This is a genomic window from Paenibacillus donghaensis (assembly GCF_002192415.1).
GTDB classification, from domain to species: Bacteria; Bacillota; Bacilli; order Paenibacillales; family Paenibacillaceae; genus Paenibacillus_AQ; species Paenibacillus_AQ donghaensis.
The window spans coordinates 8,365,871-8,381,559 of sequence record NZ_CP021780.1; the positions used below are offsets into that span (position 1 = coordinate 8,365,871).

Sequence of the window (15,689 nt, forward strand, 5' to 3'; positions counted from 1 at the left end):
ACAGATTACGGGGAATGAGCACCGTTAATTGGCGCCATAACCAGTAACTCCAGGATATTTAATTAGTTGCGAAAACGGTTATTACTTAGGACCCCAGCCATCCCCCAACTAGATTTGCGCCTTCGGAGTAGTACAACAGAGGTGGCTATGGGGAAAAACTACCGTTAATACCTGGCTCATGCTCGATTGTCGTGGCTTATAGGGAAAAGTGACCACTACATCGTCCATTGAGGGCTTTTCGGAGCGGATAGGACTTCATTAGTGGTGAAATTCCCTATAAGCTCACCAGAACGTCCAACCTTCGTCCAACTAGCGGTAGAATTTCCCTATCATTCCTCACTGGACCTAAGTAGTAACCGAAAACGCATCTAAATGGCGATTTTTTTCCGTTTTGGAGCAAATAAGTGCAAAATGGGTTACTACTTAGAGCCCCCTTGTGTTCCATGTGTTACTCGTCCGAGCCAGTCATACCACACCGCGCGACAAGAACATAACAAAGGAAGGCTGTCGCCGGTAACCAGCGATTAACTTTCAGACTATTAACGGACTCAGGAGCCCCTATGTGCTGTAAAAAGGCTGTTTTGCAGCTTTAACGGACCCAGGAGCCCCTATTCAAGCCAAAACCCACTAGTTAAGGCCTGTTCTTCCGATATAGAGGCTATGCGGTCCGTTAGACTCCAAACCAGCCCAGAAATGAGGAAACAGGAGCTATACGGTCCGTTAGGATGTAGGTTACCTGAAGTTCGGGTGGGGGAGGGTTTGGATTACGGTAGGCGATCCCCTAACCTTCTATATCCTAGCAGGGTCCTAAGTAGTAACCAAAAAGGCATTTAATTTCGGCGTTTAAGCTTAATAGGCCTGACTTACTCGAAATTAGTTGCATATTTGCATTTAATCGTCCGCTGGCGCATGATCCGGCTGAAAGTAGTTGCACTTTCGGTTACTGCTTAGGTCCCACTAGGGGTGTAGAGTGCTGCTTTCAGAGAAATTAGATGCGAAACTGGTTACTACTTAGGTCCCCTAGCCCTCTTCGCTCGTAACCCTCGCTTCGATTTCAGACGGTTGCGGACTCAGGAGCCTCTATTTGCTGTACATAGGCCGTTTTGCAGGATTAACGGACCCAGGAGCCTCTATATCACAGAAAACCCTCGCTTTTGAGCCTGTTTTGACGACTTAGGGGCTATACGGTCCGTAAGACTTCAAAAGATCGCAGATAGGAGGAAATAGGGGCTATACGGTCCGCTAAAATGCAGGTTACCTAGTTCAAGGGCTTGGAGTGTCGCAGGGTCCTAAGTAGTAACCGAAACTGCATCTAATTTCAGTGAAAACTCCTGTTATCGGGCAAATAAGTGCGTATTTGCAACTATTTTCGCGTAAATCGATTCTCTAGCGCCCCAAATCCAAAAATTAGATGCATTTTCGCACTTATTTGCTCTAAAACGGAAAAAATCGGCGAAATAGATGCAGATTCGCAACTAATTCGGCGGCAGAGCAAACTCTTCGCTCTCCCATCAAGCCGCTTCCTTCCTAAGCGAACTTGAATAAGAAACGGCTTAATCTAAAAATCAGGATTCTGGAGTAGCGGGCATCATTCCAAAAGGGGGCAACCGTTGATTTTGGTTTTGAGCCTAAAAAAACGATAATAAAACTGTTTTTTTCGACAAATTTCTCTTAAATTCATCATTATAATGACTTTCCTTGCCGATAAAACGATAGAGAAGACACAGACAAGGCGGAAACTGGAATGAAGAACCTAAAGGTCAGAAATAAAATGACGCTGCTGATGGTATTGATTATGATCATGATGGTCGGAATCGGAACCCATGGCATCCTTATTGCAGACCGGACGGCTAAACGGGCTACGGAAACCTACAATGAAAATGTATTGCCCATCTCCTATTTGGGTCAAATGCGCATAAATAATGAGGAGATCGAGTCCTCCATCCTGGAGCTGCTGATTACTCATAATTCGGCTATGAAGCTGCAGCTGCAGGGAGGGATAGAGCAGAGAATTGCCGGCAACGACGGGTTGCTAAACCAGCTGCTGGACATTTCTTTCGAGGATAAACCGGAGATTGGCGGCGCAATCAATGAATATGCCGCGCTGCTTCCCGGTTACCGCGCCCAGCGGGATACGATTCTGCGGCTGTGTCTCAGTGACCATGGCCAGGAGGCATACGATCTGTATTCGGGGGCATTCCACACCTCCCGGGAGCGGATGGGTGCGCTGCTTCATAAGCTGAATGATGGGCTGCAGCAGGAGGCGGCAGCCCATCTGGCGGCAGCACATTCGGAATCGTCGTATGCGAAGAGGGCGAATATCCTGCTGACCTTGGTCATCTGGATGATATGCGCCGCGCTCTGCTGTATCGTCGCACGACAGATTGCGAATCCGCTGAAGCTGCTGCAGGCACGGATGAAACGTGCCGAAGAAGGGGACCTGAAGGCGGCGGATGTCTATCAGGCCAACGATGAATTTGGCCGAATCAACAGCTCCTTCAATCATATGCTGGGCAGTCTGCGCTCCATCATGCATAGGGTGGCGGAAAGTGTGGAGATGATAGCCGCCTCGTCGGAGGAGATGAGCGCCAGCGCCAGACACTCCTCGCTGACTGCCGATGCTATGGCCGAAGCTGCCAGTCCTGCTGCTTCAAGCTATAAGCAGCAGGCATTCAGCGTGAGCCAGGCCCTGGAGGCTGTGCAGCGGATAGCCGCTGAAGCCGCCGCAATCGAAAGCAGCAGTCTTGTCTTCTATAAGCGGGCGGACCCGGCAGCAGCGGACCTTGGGGTAGACACCGTACAGCACACCAGAGAAATCATAGGTGCTGTGGCACATATCGCCAGCGAATCGCAAGCGGTGGCAGAGGCTCTGAAGCAGCTGCAGCTATTTCTGGACCAAGGAGCAGAGGCTGTGCTTGGCACAGGGACGAAGGCGCGGGAGCAAATGTCGGCGATGCTGGAAATCTCCGCACAGGCCCAGTATCTGGGTCTGCTATCGGAGGATCTGCAGGAGAGTGTGAACCGGTTTGGTCTGTAAAGAGAGACGAGCAGAGGTTAAGCATTAAAGCACGAACAAGCCCCCCATCCGCCAGAACTCTGGCAGGTGGGGGGCTTGCTGTATTTCTCAAAATATAAGATTATATATGTTTCACGCTATCCATTATCCTTCTATTTCTCGCAGAAACGGATATCGCCTCTTCCAGAGGGCGATATCCGTTTCTACTTGTAGAAGCAGGTGTTGACCATCAAAGGCTGTATCCGCTTCTGCTTATAACCTTGATGCAAGAACTTAAGCGTACCAGCCCCATACGAAGATGAACAGTGTGCCGAATATCGTGACCAGCCCGACGAACAGGGCGTACGCGAGATTGAGGTACAGCTCTTTTTTGGTATCTGCATTCTCGCCGATGTGCATGAACACGAACAGCTGCAAGGAAGCCTGAATGATCGCTGTGATCAGCAGGATGACCATATTGGCTGTATCGGAGAAGTCCGCATAGATCACTGTGAGTGCGGCCGCAGAAAGGACGAGAGAGGCGATATAACCCATTACATGGCGAATCGGAAACAGTTGCTTCATCATGTCACATCATTCCTTTCAGGTAGACGAAGCTGAAGATAAAGATCCAGACAACATCCAAGAAATGCCAGTACAGCGAGAAGATAAACGATTTGTTTGCTGTTGCCGGATTAATGCCCTGACGCCACAACTGAATCATAATCCCTGTGCCCCACAGGAAGCCGAAGGTAACGTGCGCTCCATGGGTGCCCAGCAGGACGAATAGACTGGAGAGGAACCCGCTGGTCTGCAGTGTAGCTCCTTCATGAACATAAGTGAAGAACTCCATAATTTCTATGCCCAGGAAGCCCAGACCCATCAGCAGCGTGATGGCCATGAAGACCATCATCGCTTTTTTGTAGCCGTGGCGCATGGCGTGAACCGCCAGACCAATCGTAAACGAGCTGCTCAGCAGCAGGAAGGTCTCAATCAGCACCGGGCCGATTTCAAAAATCTCCGGGCCGCTAGGTCCGCTGGCGAACCGGTTAACCATTACAAAATAAACAGTGAACAATGTGGCGAACAGCGCAATTTCCGCTCCCAGGAAGATCCAGAAGCCAAAGATCTTGTTGTTGTTCTCCTCTGTTGAATATTCAAGCGGCTTGGACGCATCTATTTTCATACAGTCTCACCCCGCAATTTCTTTTCAGTAGCAATGACTTCTTCAGCCGGAATGTAGAACCCGTGATCACGGTCGAAGGACATCGCAGCCATTACAATAAGGATGCCGATCCCCGACAGGATAGCCGGAATCCAGAGACTGAAGACGAGCGAGAAGCCGAATACGAAGAAAATGGCACCGAGTATAAAAGGTTTACCTGTATTGCTCGGCATATGGATCTTGGTAATCTTTTCCTCATACAGCTGGATGTTGTCGACCTTCTGGGACCAGAACGCGTCGCGTGTCTGCACCTTAGGCACCACAGCGAAGTTGTAGGCCGGAATCGGGCTGTTCGTTGCCCACTCCAGCGTACGTCCATCCCATGGATCGCCTGTAGTATCGCGCGGCATGTAACGTGTGCTCCAGTAGATATTGTAGACCAGAATCACGAACCCGATGGCCAGCCCGACAGCCCCGGCGAATGAGAGCATATTGAGCGGACCAAAGCCCGTTTCCTCGGAATAGGTGTACATCCGGCGTGTCATTCCCATCAGTCCCAGGAAGAACAGCGGGAAGAAGGTGACGTTAAAGGAAATAATGATCCACCAGAAAGCATGTTTGCCCAAGCGTTCGTTCAGACGGAAGCCGAAGACCTTAGGGAACCAGTAATGGAAGCCCGCAATGACGGCGAACACGGCACCTGGAATCAGCACGTAGTGGAAATGCGCTACCAGGAACATGGTGTTGTGGTATTGATAGTCGGCACTGGCCATCGCCAGCATGACTCCGGTCACCCCGCCGATCGTGAAGATCGGAATGAACGCCAGGGTATAGAGCATCGGGGTCGTGAAGGAGATTCGGCCCTTCCTTAGCGTAAACAGCCAGTTGAATATTTTGACCCCGGTTGGTACGGCAATCGCCATCGTGGTAATCGAGAAGAAGCTGTTGACCATCACGCCCTGGCCCATCGTGTAGAAATGGTGAGCCCATACCAGGAAGGACAGGAGCGAGATGATTATCATACTGAATACCATGGAGGTATAGCCGTACAGGTTCTTTTTGGAGAAGGTGGCGACAATCTCACTATATATCCCGAACGCAGGCAGGACAACGATATACACCTCGGGATGTCCCCACACCCAGAACAGGTTGGCCCACAACATATCCATCCCGCCGTTGGCCATCGTGAAGAATTGAGAGCCGAAGATCCGGTCGAACATCATCAGCGCCAGTGCAACCGTCAGTACCGGGAAGGCAAAGACGATAATCACGTTGGTGATCAGAACGGACCAGGTAAACATCGGCATCTTCATCAGCTTCATGCCAGGTGCACGCATCTTAAGGATAGTGACGATGAAGTTAACCCCGGTAATCAGGGTACCAATCCCTGAAATCTGCAGGGCCAGTGAATAGTAGTTGTTCCCGACGGTCGGACTGAACTCCAGACTCGCCAGCGGGAAGTAAGCGGACCAGCCGGCATCCGGTGAACCGCCGATAACGAACGAGATGTTGAGCAGCATCGCCCCGAAGAAGAAGAGCCAGAAGCTGACGGCGTTCAGCCGCGGAAAAGCAACGTCTCTTGCGCCGATCTGCAGCGGAATGATCACATTCATCAGACCGATGATAAAAGGCATGGCCATAAAGAGGATCATGATCAGGCCATGGGTCGTAAAGACCTCATTATAGTGCTGGGCATCAAGGAATTTCATCTCGGGCGCTGCGGTCTGCAGACGCATCATCATGGCGTCGATCCCGCCGCGGAACAACATCAGCAGAGCGGCCAGGATATACATAACCCCGATCTTTTTGTGGTCAACGGTAGTCAGCCATTCACGCCACAGATAACCCCATTTCTTAAAATAGGTCAGGCCGACGATAATGCCGATGGTAGCCAGAACGATACTAATCATAGCTCCGTATATCAAGGGTTCGCCGTGAACCTTAAATCTTTCCAAATCCATTAGGATGGCTCCTTTCAGGTTGTTTCTTATAAGCCGCTGTTAGTGGCCTTCATGAGTTTCTTCATCTACAGCAGAGGTTGGAAGTGGCTGATCCAGCTCAGGATTCGGCTCGCCGTCAAATTCAGTCTGGCTGGACGGTTCAGGTGAAGGATGAATATCCTTGTTGTCCTGATGGTCCATATGGCCATTGTCCATATCCATTTCCGTACCGTCACCGCTCATATGTTCACTGTGATCACCCGGAGGAGGGCTGAAGGTCAGGTGAGTGGAGGAATAGGTTTTGCGTCCGGCAAAATCCATTTCCAGCAGTCCCTTGAATTCATCCTCGGTCAACTCAGGCGCAGTTTCTTTGACTTCCTTCACCCAGTCCGCATAATCCGCATCACTCATGACGAGTGCTTCGAATTCCATGTGGGCAAAGCCCTTGCCGCTGAAGTTGGCATTCTTACCAATGTAAGAACCTACAGTGTCGCCGGACAGGTGCAGCTTCGTAAGCATGTCGCTCATCGCGTATTTCTGTCCGCCCAGCTGCGGAATCCAGAGGCTCGTGATCGTACCGAACGAATACATTCTGAATTCAACGGCACGGTGAACAGGCATGTTTACGTAGTTGACCGTTTCAATTCCTTCTTCTGGATAACTGAAATGCCATTTCCAGTTGGAAGAGGAGGCGTAGATCACAAGAGGTTTCTGATTTTTATAATCCTCTGCTATGTTCTCTACGGCCGATGTGGATTTGACAGTCACCACGGAGAGGAAAGCCACGATCACAATCGGGATGGCAATCCAGAGTGCTTCAAGCCACTTGTTGCCTTCCTCGTGAGGAGGAATGTAGCCTTCGTTGCTTTTTTTGGCCCGGTATTTCACCAGAATGAAGATATATAAGATGTAGACAACTGCCAGAACACCCAGCATGACAAGAATCGAAAGAATGATGGTGTCAGACAATGTCCGTGCAGCCGGTCCTTTCGGATTGAGTACAGCAATCGAACTGCACCCCGGCAACAGTAAAACCAGACTGATAAATAAAGCGTATAACGGTCCCTTTTTATTCATGCTTAAGCTCCTTCCTTCAATACTTCTAAGTAGTGGCCGACAAACTTAACCTGTATCTATAGTAAGAACTCTTTACCCATAATGCAAAATACATTTTTTAGGAAAAAGGCTATTTTAACCCTTAAAAATGGCGATTTCGTTAAATATATGTGATCATTTCACTACTAATTTCTTTTGATATGACATAGATCACTGTAGTGGCGCAGGTTTTAGGATTTAAAAATGTGTTCATCATTTGTTCAATATTTCACTATTGTTACTAATTTCGTCACAATTATAAGCTGTCCCCAATGGCTGGTTTTTCTCGAAAACGCTGATACGACAGCTTTTGACAGGGTTTTCACATTTTTTACGGCTGCATGAGAACAGCGTTTTATGCATGACAAAGGTAACAATTTTTTCTGCACATGGTTACAATCTCTCAAATATCAGTCTATTTATATATGCTATGGTTATAGAAAATATACATAGATGGGAGATTGCTGATTGTGCCCTTTAAGAAAGTATGTCTAATATTGATGTCTTTATTCGTATGTGTGGGACTCTTGCAGGTTGGAGGTACGGCTGAGGCAGCCGGTTCGGCTACGCTCCGATTGGGAGTTAATGATGAATTAACGGAGATTGAGGCTATTTCCGTCGATAATACGTATTATGTTCCGCTTCGGGAGCTTACCCAGGCACTGAGTCTGAGCCTGACCGGCCAGAAGGAGGGCTTCCAGGTCAAGAGTCAAGGCAGATCGATCCTGCTGCTGAATGATCACGAGCGTGCGCTCCTTCACGATGGAAGCGAAGTGAAGCTGCACACCTTCCTGCGTGGCGGCATGCTGATGGCCCCCCTGAAGCTGACCACTTATTTGGGGCTGCAGATTTCATACCAGTCGGGCAATTACCTGCTGAGAGTTAGGGATGCCTCGGCCAAGCTGGATGATGCTGCTTTTGTGGCCCAGTACAAGGAAAAGCTGAAGCCGAAGGTTATCGCAGTGCCACCGGTGTCTCCGGCAAGTCCGGCGAATCCGCCAAAGACAAGCGGTAAGCCGGGAATGACCGTATATCTGACCTTTGACGACGGACCAACGGCATCAACCTCCAAACTGCTGGATGTGCTGGCGGACTATAAGGTGAAGGCAACCTTTTTCATGATCGGGCCTAATATGAACACTTATCCTACCCAGGTGAAACGGCTGGCCGAAGAAGGGCATAGCCTGGCACTGCATGGCATGACTCACCGCAAAGAGAAATTCTACGCTTCGCCGTCCGCGGCCTTGTCGGAAATGGACCGTAATCAAGCCATTGTGAAGAAGATTACAGGGAAGACGACTACATTAATCCGTCCGCCCTATGGCAGCAAGCCCTACTTCACCAAAGCCTTCCGCGACAAGGTGCTTGGACAAGGCTACCAGCTGTGGGACTGGAACGTTGATTCGGAAGACTGGAGATACAAAGAGGACAGCAACAGAATCTATACTTCGGTGATGAATCAGGTGAACAAGCTGAAGAAGTCCAAGACCAACCCGGTTATCCTGATGCATGACCAGAAGGCGACCCTTAAGGTGTTGCCGCGCATTCTGGAGTCCCTGCAGAAGGAGGGCTACCAGTTCAGCGTAATCACGCAGGATACCCGTCCGCTTAATTTCTGGAAGGATGTCCGGTAGGCGGGAGGGGTTGGCATTGGAGAATAGAGCAAGTTAATAAGAAGGCGGCAGTCTCGACTGCCGCCTTTTTGCGTACCACTGTACTCGTGTCTATTTGTAAAGGTAGTCGGTAATCATCTGGACAAGCTGCGATTTCAAGCGGTCAGGGGAGATTTTGCCTGGGGAGAAGGCGATTTTATCTACGATAACACCAGTGGATTCGAATATGACGACTGATGTAGCTTCCAAATCAGATGTTTTGATTTCTTTCTGGCCTTGCTGGAGATATTGCAGCGTGAGCTGGCGGCCTAATTCGTATTGTTCCTCCATCAGTTGCCGTATGCCCTCATCCATAAGCACCATTACCGCTAGTTCTTTATGGAACCCGGTGTAGACCTGATGAGACTCTATAAGAGTATCTACAAGGTGAACAATCAGTGCGCTTTTGTCGAGTTGGTCAAGGTCGGTTTCGGCAAGCGAGGTCTTAATTTGGGACAGCAAGGCTTCATTGTATATATTGAGCACATCGATAAAAACAGCGCGTTTATCTATGAAATAGGAATAAAAGCTGCCTGTGGATACCCCTGCGGCGGCGGCAATTTCTTTCGTATTGGTCTGATGATAGCCCTTCTCGGAGAACAGCTTCATAGCCGCCTCGGTTATGGCTTCTTTGGTCTTGATGCTCCGGTTTTGCCGGGGCGTTCTTATTTTCTCTTCGATCTCACTCAAGGCACAGCCCCCTTTTACTATCGATTGTAGAGGAGGAGAAGGTAGCTGTCAACGGAAGTTGAACCAAAGTTCATTTTTTGTGTTGACAAAGGTGAACCATAGTTCATATAATCTGAACATGAACTATGGTTCATATATTTGAGGGGGAATGGAAATGGGATCAAGAGCGAAGCAAATTTTATCTTTTACAGCGATTGTATTGGGTTTTTTTATGGCCCTGCTGGACACCACCATTATTAATGTTGCTCTGCCGGAGATGACGCATTATTTTGGTGGGGATGTGTCACAGCTCTCTTGGGTAATGAATGGCTACAATTTGGCGTTTGCGGTCTTTATACTTACGGCTTCAAGATTGGCTGACCAATTCGGACGCAGAAGAGTGTTCCTTATCGGTATTGGTTTATTTACCGTGGCTTCGCTGCTGGCTGGTCTGTCGACCTCGCTTGAAATGCTGATTGTGTGCAGAGTCCTTCAAGGGTTGGCGGGTGCGATTATTGTGCCGGTTACGATTCCGCTTACCACGACCACGTTCCCTAAAGAGCTGCACGGAATGATTATTGGTATTTGGGGAGTGGTCTCGGGACTGGCGGCGGCCAGTGGGCCAGCACTTGGCGGAATGATCACGGAGAAGCTGAATTGGCAGTGGATATTCTTCGTTAATGTTCCTCTGGGCATAGCAAGCATAGTGCTGACATTGATATTCATTAAAGAGTCCAGAGATGATACTGCGGGACACAATATAGACTGGGGTGGAATTCTGGGAATCAGCGGAGGGATGTTCTGCCTGACCTATGCGCTGATCAAAGTGGAGCAGTATGGCTGGGGTTCGCAGGTGATTTGGATGCTGCTGTCGGCCGCTGTAATTTCGCTGCTGTTCTTTTTCTTGACCCAGTGGAAGGGGAAGGAACCGATGCTGCCGCTATCGCTGCTGAAGATAGGCACCTTCAACGGTGCCTCGCTGACGATGCTGGTCGTTGGGGCCGCGCTGATGAATATTGCGCTGCTGACTTCTTTTTTCCTGACCCGGATGATGGGAATGAGCGAGCTTAAGGCCGGCTTAGTGCTCTCAATGCTGGCCGTCGGCTCGATCGTCAGCTCAGGGTTGGCCGGGCCGTTATCCAATAAGTATGGAAGCCGCTGGTTTGCGGCGGCAGGGATAGTGCTGATGGCGGGGGCCACTTATTCGCTTGGCGGGCTGCATGCAGATTCATCGGTAGGAGATGTTCTGCTGCGGCTGATAGCAGCCGGCTTCGGCGTGGGTCTTACCATGGCGCCAGTGATGTCTTCCGCAATCCGCAATGTGCCGGCAGACAAGGTGGGTGTCTCCTCGGGCGTGATCAATATGATGAAGGCGCTGGGCAGTGTATTGGGTGTAGCCATTATAGTAACCGTGCTTCAGCAAAATATGGACAACAGGCTTGAATCTGCCCATACAGAAGCTATAGCGGTTGTGCAGCAGGATCAGGCGATGTTGCCTTTTGTACGTGAGTCGCTTAGTGGGACGCTAGACAACTGGGCTGGCAATGGGACGTCCTCAACCCGGATAACGACAGGAGGAGAGCAAGAAGCGGGTTCAGCTGAAGGGCTGTATCTCGCGGCGGTGGAGAATATCGAAGTTGCGGCTGCCAGTCTTACAGCCGAGCAGCAAGCTGCGTTTGGAGCTGCCAGGGCAGAGCAGTATGCGGAGGTGCAGCTGGTGCTGCCTGGAGTCGGCCAACTGCTGCGGGAGGCTCCCGAGCAGGCATTCAGCCGGACCTTTGCCATGGCCGGCTATATGCTGATTCCGGGCATACTGTTCGCGTTGTTAAGCGACCGGCGGAGGATGCCTGCCAAGCGATTGCAAGAGGCGGTTCAGGTTAACCACTAACAGGCTGGGACAAAATAAGAGAGTGATCAAACAACGGCTGTACCCTGTGAATGAGGGTCTGCCGTTGTTTTGCTTTTTTGGACACAGATGTATTCTGCTGGGTATCGACGGTGTTTACGTGCTGTGTTATTATGATACTCTGATAACGTGTTAATGAACTAAAGCGCACGCTGAAGTGTGTGAATTACTAGGGGGAGAAAAGTTGAAGAGAGTTGGAATGTGGGTCTTATTGATGATTATGGCCATTACGGTATTGGCGGGATGTTCGGCCTCGGGGGCCAAAGACGGCAAGCTGGTTATCGGCATTGATGACAAGTTCGCGCCGATGGGCTTCCGGGATGATAATAATGAAATCGTCGGATTCGATATCGATTATGCCAAAGCGGCTGTGGCACAGATGGGCAAGGAAGTTACCTTTCAGCCGATTGACTGGTCGGCCAAGGAGTCCGAGCTGAACAGCGGACGGATCGACATGATCTGGAACGGATACACCATTACGGATGAGCGCAAGGAGAAGGTGCTATTCACCCGCCCTTACCTGGAGAACAGCCAGGTAGTGGTTGTGCTTGCAGATTCACCGCTGAGCGGGCTGTCGGATCTTGCCGGCAAGGAAATCGGTCTGCAGAGCTTGTCCTCGGCTGCGGATGCACTTGCCGCAAGTCCGATCAACGATACCGTAGGCCATGTGTCGGAATTTCCTGACAATGTGCTGGCGCTGACTGATCTGAAGACGAAACGTCTGGACGCAGTGATCATTGATGAAGTGGTAGCGAGATATTATATTTCCAAAGAGCCGGATACGTTCAAGCTGCTGGAAGAATCACTTGCACCGGAGCAATATGGCATTGGGATCAAAAAGGGCAATGAAGCATTGCTGGAAGAGCTGCAGAAGGCGCTTGATGAGCTTAGCAGCAACGGCAAGGCTGCGGAAATATCCAATACCTGGTTTGGAGAGAATAAGGTACTATAGAGCTTATGTAAACTAGATTGTTATACTATTAGGAGTCGGTCGGAGAATGGATTTGGATTATATTGTACGTATTTCGGGACCTATGCTGGAAGGCGCATGGACGACGATGCTGCTGTTTCTAATCGTGATCGTGCTGTCGATTCCACTGGGATTCATAGTTACCCTGATGGCCAAAAGCGTGATCAAGCCGCTGCAATGGCTGGCCCACAGCTACATTTATGTCATGCGGGGCACGCCGTTGCTGCTGCAGCTGCTGTTCTTCTGTTTCGGGCTGCCGCAGATTCCTGTCATTGGGCAGTATCTGGTGATGGACCGTTTTGCGGCGGCTACACTGGGATTTGTGCTTAACTACGGTGCGTATTTCGCCGAGATCTTCCGCGGCGGACTGCTGTCCATCGACAAGGGGCAGCATGAGGCGGCCAAGGTGCTTGGCCTTAGCAAATGGCAGACGCTGCGCAAGGTTATTATTGCCCAGATGTTCCGCGTAGCGCTGCCGGCGTTGGCCAATGAGTCGATCACACTGGTCAAGGATACGGCGCTGCTCTACGCGGTTGCCGTGCCAGAGTTGCTGTATTTCGCCAAGACGGCATCGAACCGTGATTTCACGGTAACGCCGTTTGTGGTTGCTGGTGTAATCTATCTGTTGATGACACTGGTGCTGACGTTATTCTTCAAGACGCTGGAGAGACGTTTCAAATTCGAGTAGAAGGACTGTCGAAGGATGAATAACCTCACTAACACGAATACAACAGGCGTGGGTCGCATGCCCGGCAACAACCAGGCAGACCCCGCCCGTCCGATTATAGAAGTCCAGCAGCTGCGCAAATCGTTCGGCAGCCTTGAAGTGCTGAAGCAAGTCACCTTCAACGTTAATCCAGGGGAAGCTGTAGCGGTAATCGGACCTTCGGGTTCCGGTAAAAGCACGATGCTGCGCAGTCTGGTCCACCTGGAGGAGGTGAACGGCGGCAGCATCATCATCCAGGGGAAGCCGCTGGTATGGGACGGCAAATATGCCGGCGGCGCAGAGGTCAAGCAGATTACCGCCGCTATGGGCATGGTTTTTCAGCATTTCAACCTGTTCCCGCACCTGACGGTACGCGGCAACCTGGAGCTTGCGCCCCGGACGCTGAAGCGGGAGAGCGTCAAGGCCATTACAGCGAGGAGCATGGATCTGCTCCGCAAGGTGGGCCTTGAAGACAAGGCGGAGGTGTATCCGTCGCTGCTGTCCGGCGGCCAGAAGCAGCGGGTGGCGATTGCCCGCGCGCTGATGCTGAACCCGGACATCCTGCTGTTCGACGAGCCGACCTCGGCGCTCGATCCTGAGCTGACCGGTGAGGTGCTGCGCGTCATCCGCCAGCTGGCAGAGGAGAACATGACGATGATTGTCGTCACGCATGAGATGAATTTCGCCCGCGATGTCGCCGACCGCGTGATCTTCATGGACAATGGCGAGATTGCCGAATCCGGTACGCCGGAGCAGCTGTTCGGCAATCCGCAGCTGGCCCGCACCCGCGCTTTTCTGCAGCGGGAGTAGGTTCTGCGCCGGGAGCTGCGGCGTAAGCAGAAGCTGCAAGCGTAAGCAGAAGCTGCAGGCGTAAGCAGAGGCTGCAGGAGTAAGCAGAGGCTGCAAGCGTAAGCAGAAGCTGTAGGCGTAAGCAGAAGCTGCAGGAGTAAGCAGAAGCTGTAGGCGTAAGCAGAAGCTGCAGGAGTAAGCAGAAGCTGCAGGCGTAAGCAGAAGCTGTAGGCGTAAGCAGAAGCTACAAGCGTAAGCAGAAGCTGTAGGCGTAAGCAGAAGCTGTAGGCGTAAGCAGAAGCTGCAGGAGTAAGCAAAAGCTGCAAGCAGAAGCTGCAGGCGCAGGCGGGAGGGAGTGCACAGGAGACTGAGCACTCTTTTTGCTGTCCGCAGGCTGCTGCGGGCGGGCTTCGTGCAGCTGGTCGCCTGCAGGAGAGGAATACCTGCAAAAGTGCAGGTATTCCGCCTGAAATATTCCATTTGAACGAAAAACCTGCAAAAGTGCAGGTTTAATGAACGAAACAGCAAGAAAGGGCCGATTGTAGTCTAAAAAGATGTATATTCGCAGGTATTTTCAGATGAGAGAACGAACCGCTGGAAATACCTGCACTTTTGCAGGTTTGCTGGAGGTGAGCCGACGTTACAGCAAAAAAATAGAAGTAGTTACTCCACCCAGCGCCCCAGCGTAGTTTGCCCAACGCGCAGCCGTCAGTCCTATCACTAAGCAACCAGTTACTCCGCCCAGCGCCACAGCATAGTTTGCCCAACGCGCAGCCGTCAGTCTATCACCCAACCACCCAACCACCCAACCACCCAACCACCCAACCAACCAGTCTTGCTCCGAGCAACAGCCAGCAGAAAATACCTGCAAAAGTGCAGGTATTGCGCCTGAAATATTCCATTTGAACGAAAAACCTGCAAAAGTGCAGGTTTAATGAACGAAACAGCAAGAAAGGGCCGATTGTAGTCTAAAAAGATGTATATTCGCAGGTATTTTCAGATGAGAGAACGAACCGCTGGAAATACCTGCACTTTTGCAGGTTTGCTGGAGGTGAGCCGACGTTCCAGCAAAAAAATAGAAGTAGTTACTCCACCCAGCGCCCCAGCGTAGTCTGCCCAACGCACATCCATCAGTCTTATCACTAACCAACCAGGTTACTCCACCCGCGCCCCAGCATAGTTTGCCCAACGCGTAGCCGTCAGTCTATCACCCACCCAACCAGTTACTTCACCCGCGCCCAGCGTAGTTCTGTTCAACGCGCAGTCGTTAGTCCTATAACTAACCAACCAGGTTATTCCACCCAGCGCCCCAGCGTAGTCTGCCCAACGTGCATCCATCAGTCTTATCACCCAACCAACCAGTCTTGCTTCGAGCAACAGCCAGCAGAAAATACCTGCAAAAGTGCAGGTATTGCGCCTGAAATATTCCATTTGAACGAAAAACCTGCAAAAGTGCAGGTTTAATGAACGAAACAGCAAGAAAGGGCCGATTGTAGTCTAAAAAGATGTATATTCGCAGGTATTTTCAGATGAGAGAACGAACCGCTGGAAATACCTGCACTTTTGCAGGTTTGCTGGAGGTGAGCCAACGTTCCAGCAAAAAAATAGAAGTAGTTACTCCACCCAGCGCCCCAGCGTAGTTTGCCCAACGCGCAGCCGTCAGTCCTATCACTAAGCAACCAGTTACTCCGCCCAGCGCCACAGCATAGTTTGCCCAACGCGCAGCCGTCAGTCCTATCACTAAGCAACCAGGTTACTCCACCCAGCGCCCCAGCATAGTTTACCCAACGCGCAGCCGTCCA

12 protein-coding genes are annotated in these 15,689 nt (G+C 50.9%); 7 read left to right on the top strand and 5 right to left on the bottom strand.

Features of this window, described 5'->3' with window-relative positions; translation table 11 throughout:
• The first annotated feature begins 1,744 nt into the window (after positions 1–1,744).
• Entirely contained in the window at positions 1,745–3,037 is a 1,293-nt protein-coding gene (locus B9T62_RS37720) for a HAMP domain-containing methyl-accepting chemotaxis protein (RefSeq protein WP_087919931.1), read from the top strand.
• 252 nt (positions 3,038–3,289) lie between these two features.
• Here B9T62_RS37720 and qoxD read toward each other — a convergent pair whose 3' ends face one another.
• From qoxD to qoxA, 4 genes are read right to left on the bottom strand one after another with little or no spacing between them, the layout of a single operon-like run.
• Positions 3,290–3,583 (bottom strand): cytochrome aa3 quinol oxidase subunit IV, encoded by a 294-nt coding sequence (gene qoxD, locus B9T62_RS37725; RefSeq protein WP_245864272.1) that lies wholly within the window; start codon positions 3,581–3,583, stop codon positions 3,290–3,292.
• 1 nt (position 3,584) lies between these two features.
• Entirely contained in the window at positions 3,585–4,181 is a 597-nt protein-coding gene (qoxC, locus tag B9T62_RS37730; protein ID WP_087919932.1) for a cytochrome aa3 quinol oxidase subunit III, read from the bottom strand.
• Positions 4,178–6,121 carry a cytochrome aa3 quinol oxidase subunit I gene (gene qoxB, locus B9T62_RS37735; RefSeq protein WP_087919933.1) on the bottom strand — a complete coding sequence of 648 codons (1,944 nt, stop codon included), beginning with the start codon at positions 6,119–6,121 and terminating at the stop codon, positions 4,178–4,180. Before qoxB ends, qoxC begins: the two co-directional genes overlap by 4 nt.
• 39 nt (positions 6,122–6,160) lie before the next feature.
• On the bottom strand, positions 6,161–7,177 hold the full coding sequence (gene qoxA, locus B9T62_RS37740; RefSeq protein ID WP_087919934.1) for a cytochrome aa3 quinol oxidase subunit II: 1,017 nt from the start codon (positions 7,175–7,177) through the stop codon (positions 6,161–6,163).
• Positions 7,178–7,665: 488 nt separating this feature from the next.
• On the opposite strand from qoxA, the gene B9T62_RS37745 reads away from it, so the two are divergent.
• Positions 7,666–8,829 (top strand): polysaccharide deacetylase family protein, encoded by a 1,164-nt coding sequence (locus tag B9T62_RS37745; RefSeq protein ID WP_169834499.1) that lies wholly within the window; start codon positions 7,666–7,668, stop codon positions 8,827–8,829.
• A gap of 90 nt (positions 8,830–8,919) precedes the next feature.
• Here B9T62_RS37745 and B9T62_RS37750 read toward each other — a convergent pair whose 3' ends face one another.
• Entirely contained in the window at positions 8,920–9,537 is a 618-nt protein-coding gene (locus tag B9T62_RS37750; protein WP_087919936.1) for a TetR/AcrR family transcriptional regulator, read from the bottom strand.
• Between the two features lie 154 nt (positions 9,538–9,691).
• Between B9T62_RS37750 and B9T62_RS37755 the strand changes: the two genes are divergently transcribed.
• The 5 genes from B9T62_RS37755 to B9T62_RS41405 all read left to right on the top strand — a co-directional run bounded on the left by B9T62_RS37755 (position 9,692) and on the right by B9T62_RS41405 (position 14,371).
• Entirely contained in the window at positions 9,692–11,404 is a 1,713-nt protein-coding gene (locus tag B9T62_RS37755; RefSeq protein ID WP_087919937.1) for an MFS transporter, read from the top strand.
• A gap of 217 nt (positions 11,405–11,621) precedes the next feature.
• On the top strand, positions 11,622–12,374 hold the full coding sequence (locus B9T62_RS37760; protein WP_087919938.1) for an amino acid ABC transporter substrate-binding protein: 753 nt from the start codon (positions 11,622–11,624) through the stop codon (positions 12,372–12,374).
• Between the two features lie 46 nt (positions 12,375–12,420).
• On the top strand, positions 12,421–13,080 hold the full coding sequence (locus B9T62_RS37765; RefSeq protein ID WP_087919939.1) for an amino acid ABC transporter permease: 660 nt from the start codon (positions 12,421–12,423) through the stop codon (positions 13,078–13,080).
• A gap of 57 nt (positions 13,081–13,137) precedes the next feature.
• Positions 13,138–13,908 carry an amino acid ABC transporter ATP-binding protein gene (locus B9T62_RS37770; RefSeq protein WP_087920582.1) on the top strand — a complete coding sequence of 257 codons (771 nt, stop codon included), beginning with the start codon at positions 13,138–13,140 and terminating at the stop codon, positions 13,906–13,908.
• A gap of 334 nt (positions 13,909–14,242) precedes the next feature.
• Entirely contained in the window at positions 14,243–14,371 is a 129-nt protein-coding gene (locus B9T62_RS41405; RefSeq protein ID WP_281257669.1) for a hypothetical protein, read from the top strand.
• The last annotated feature ends 1,318 nt before the right edge of the window (positions 14,372–15,689 follow it).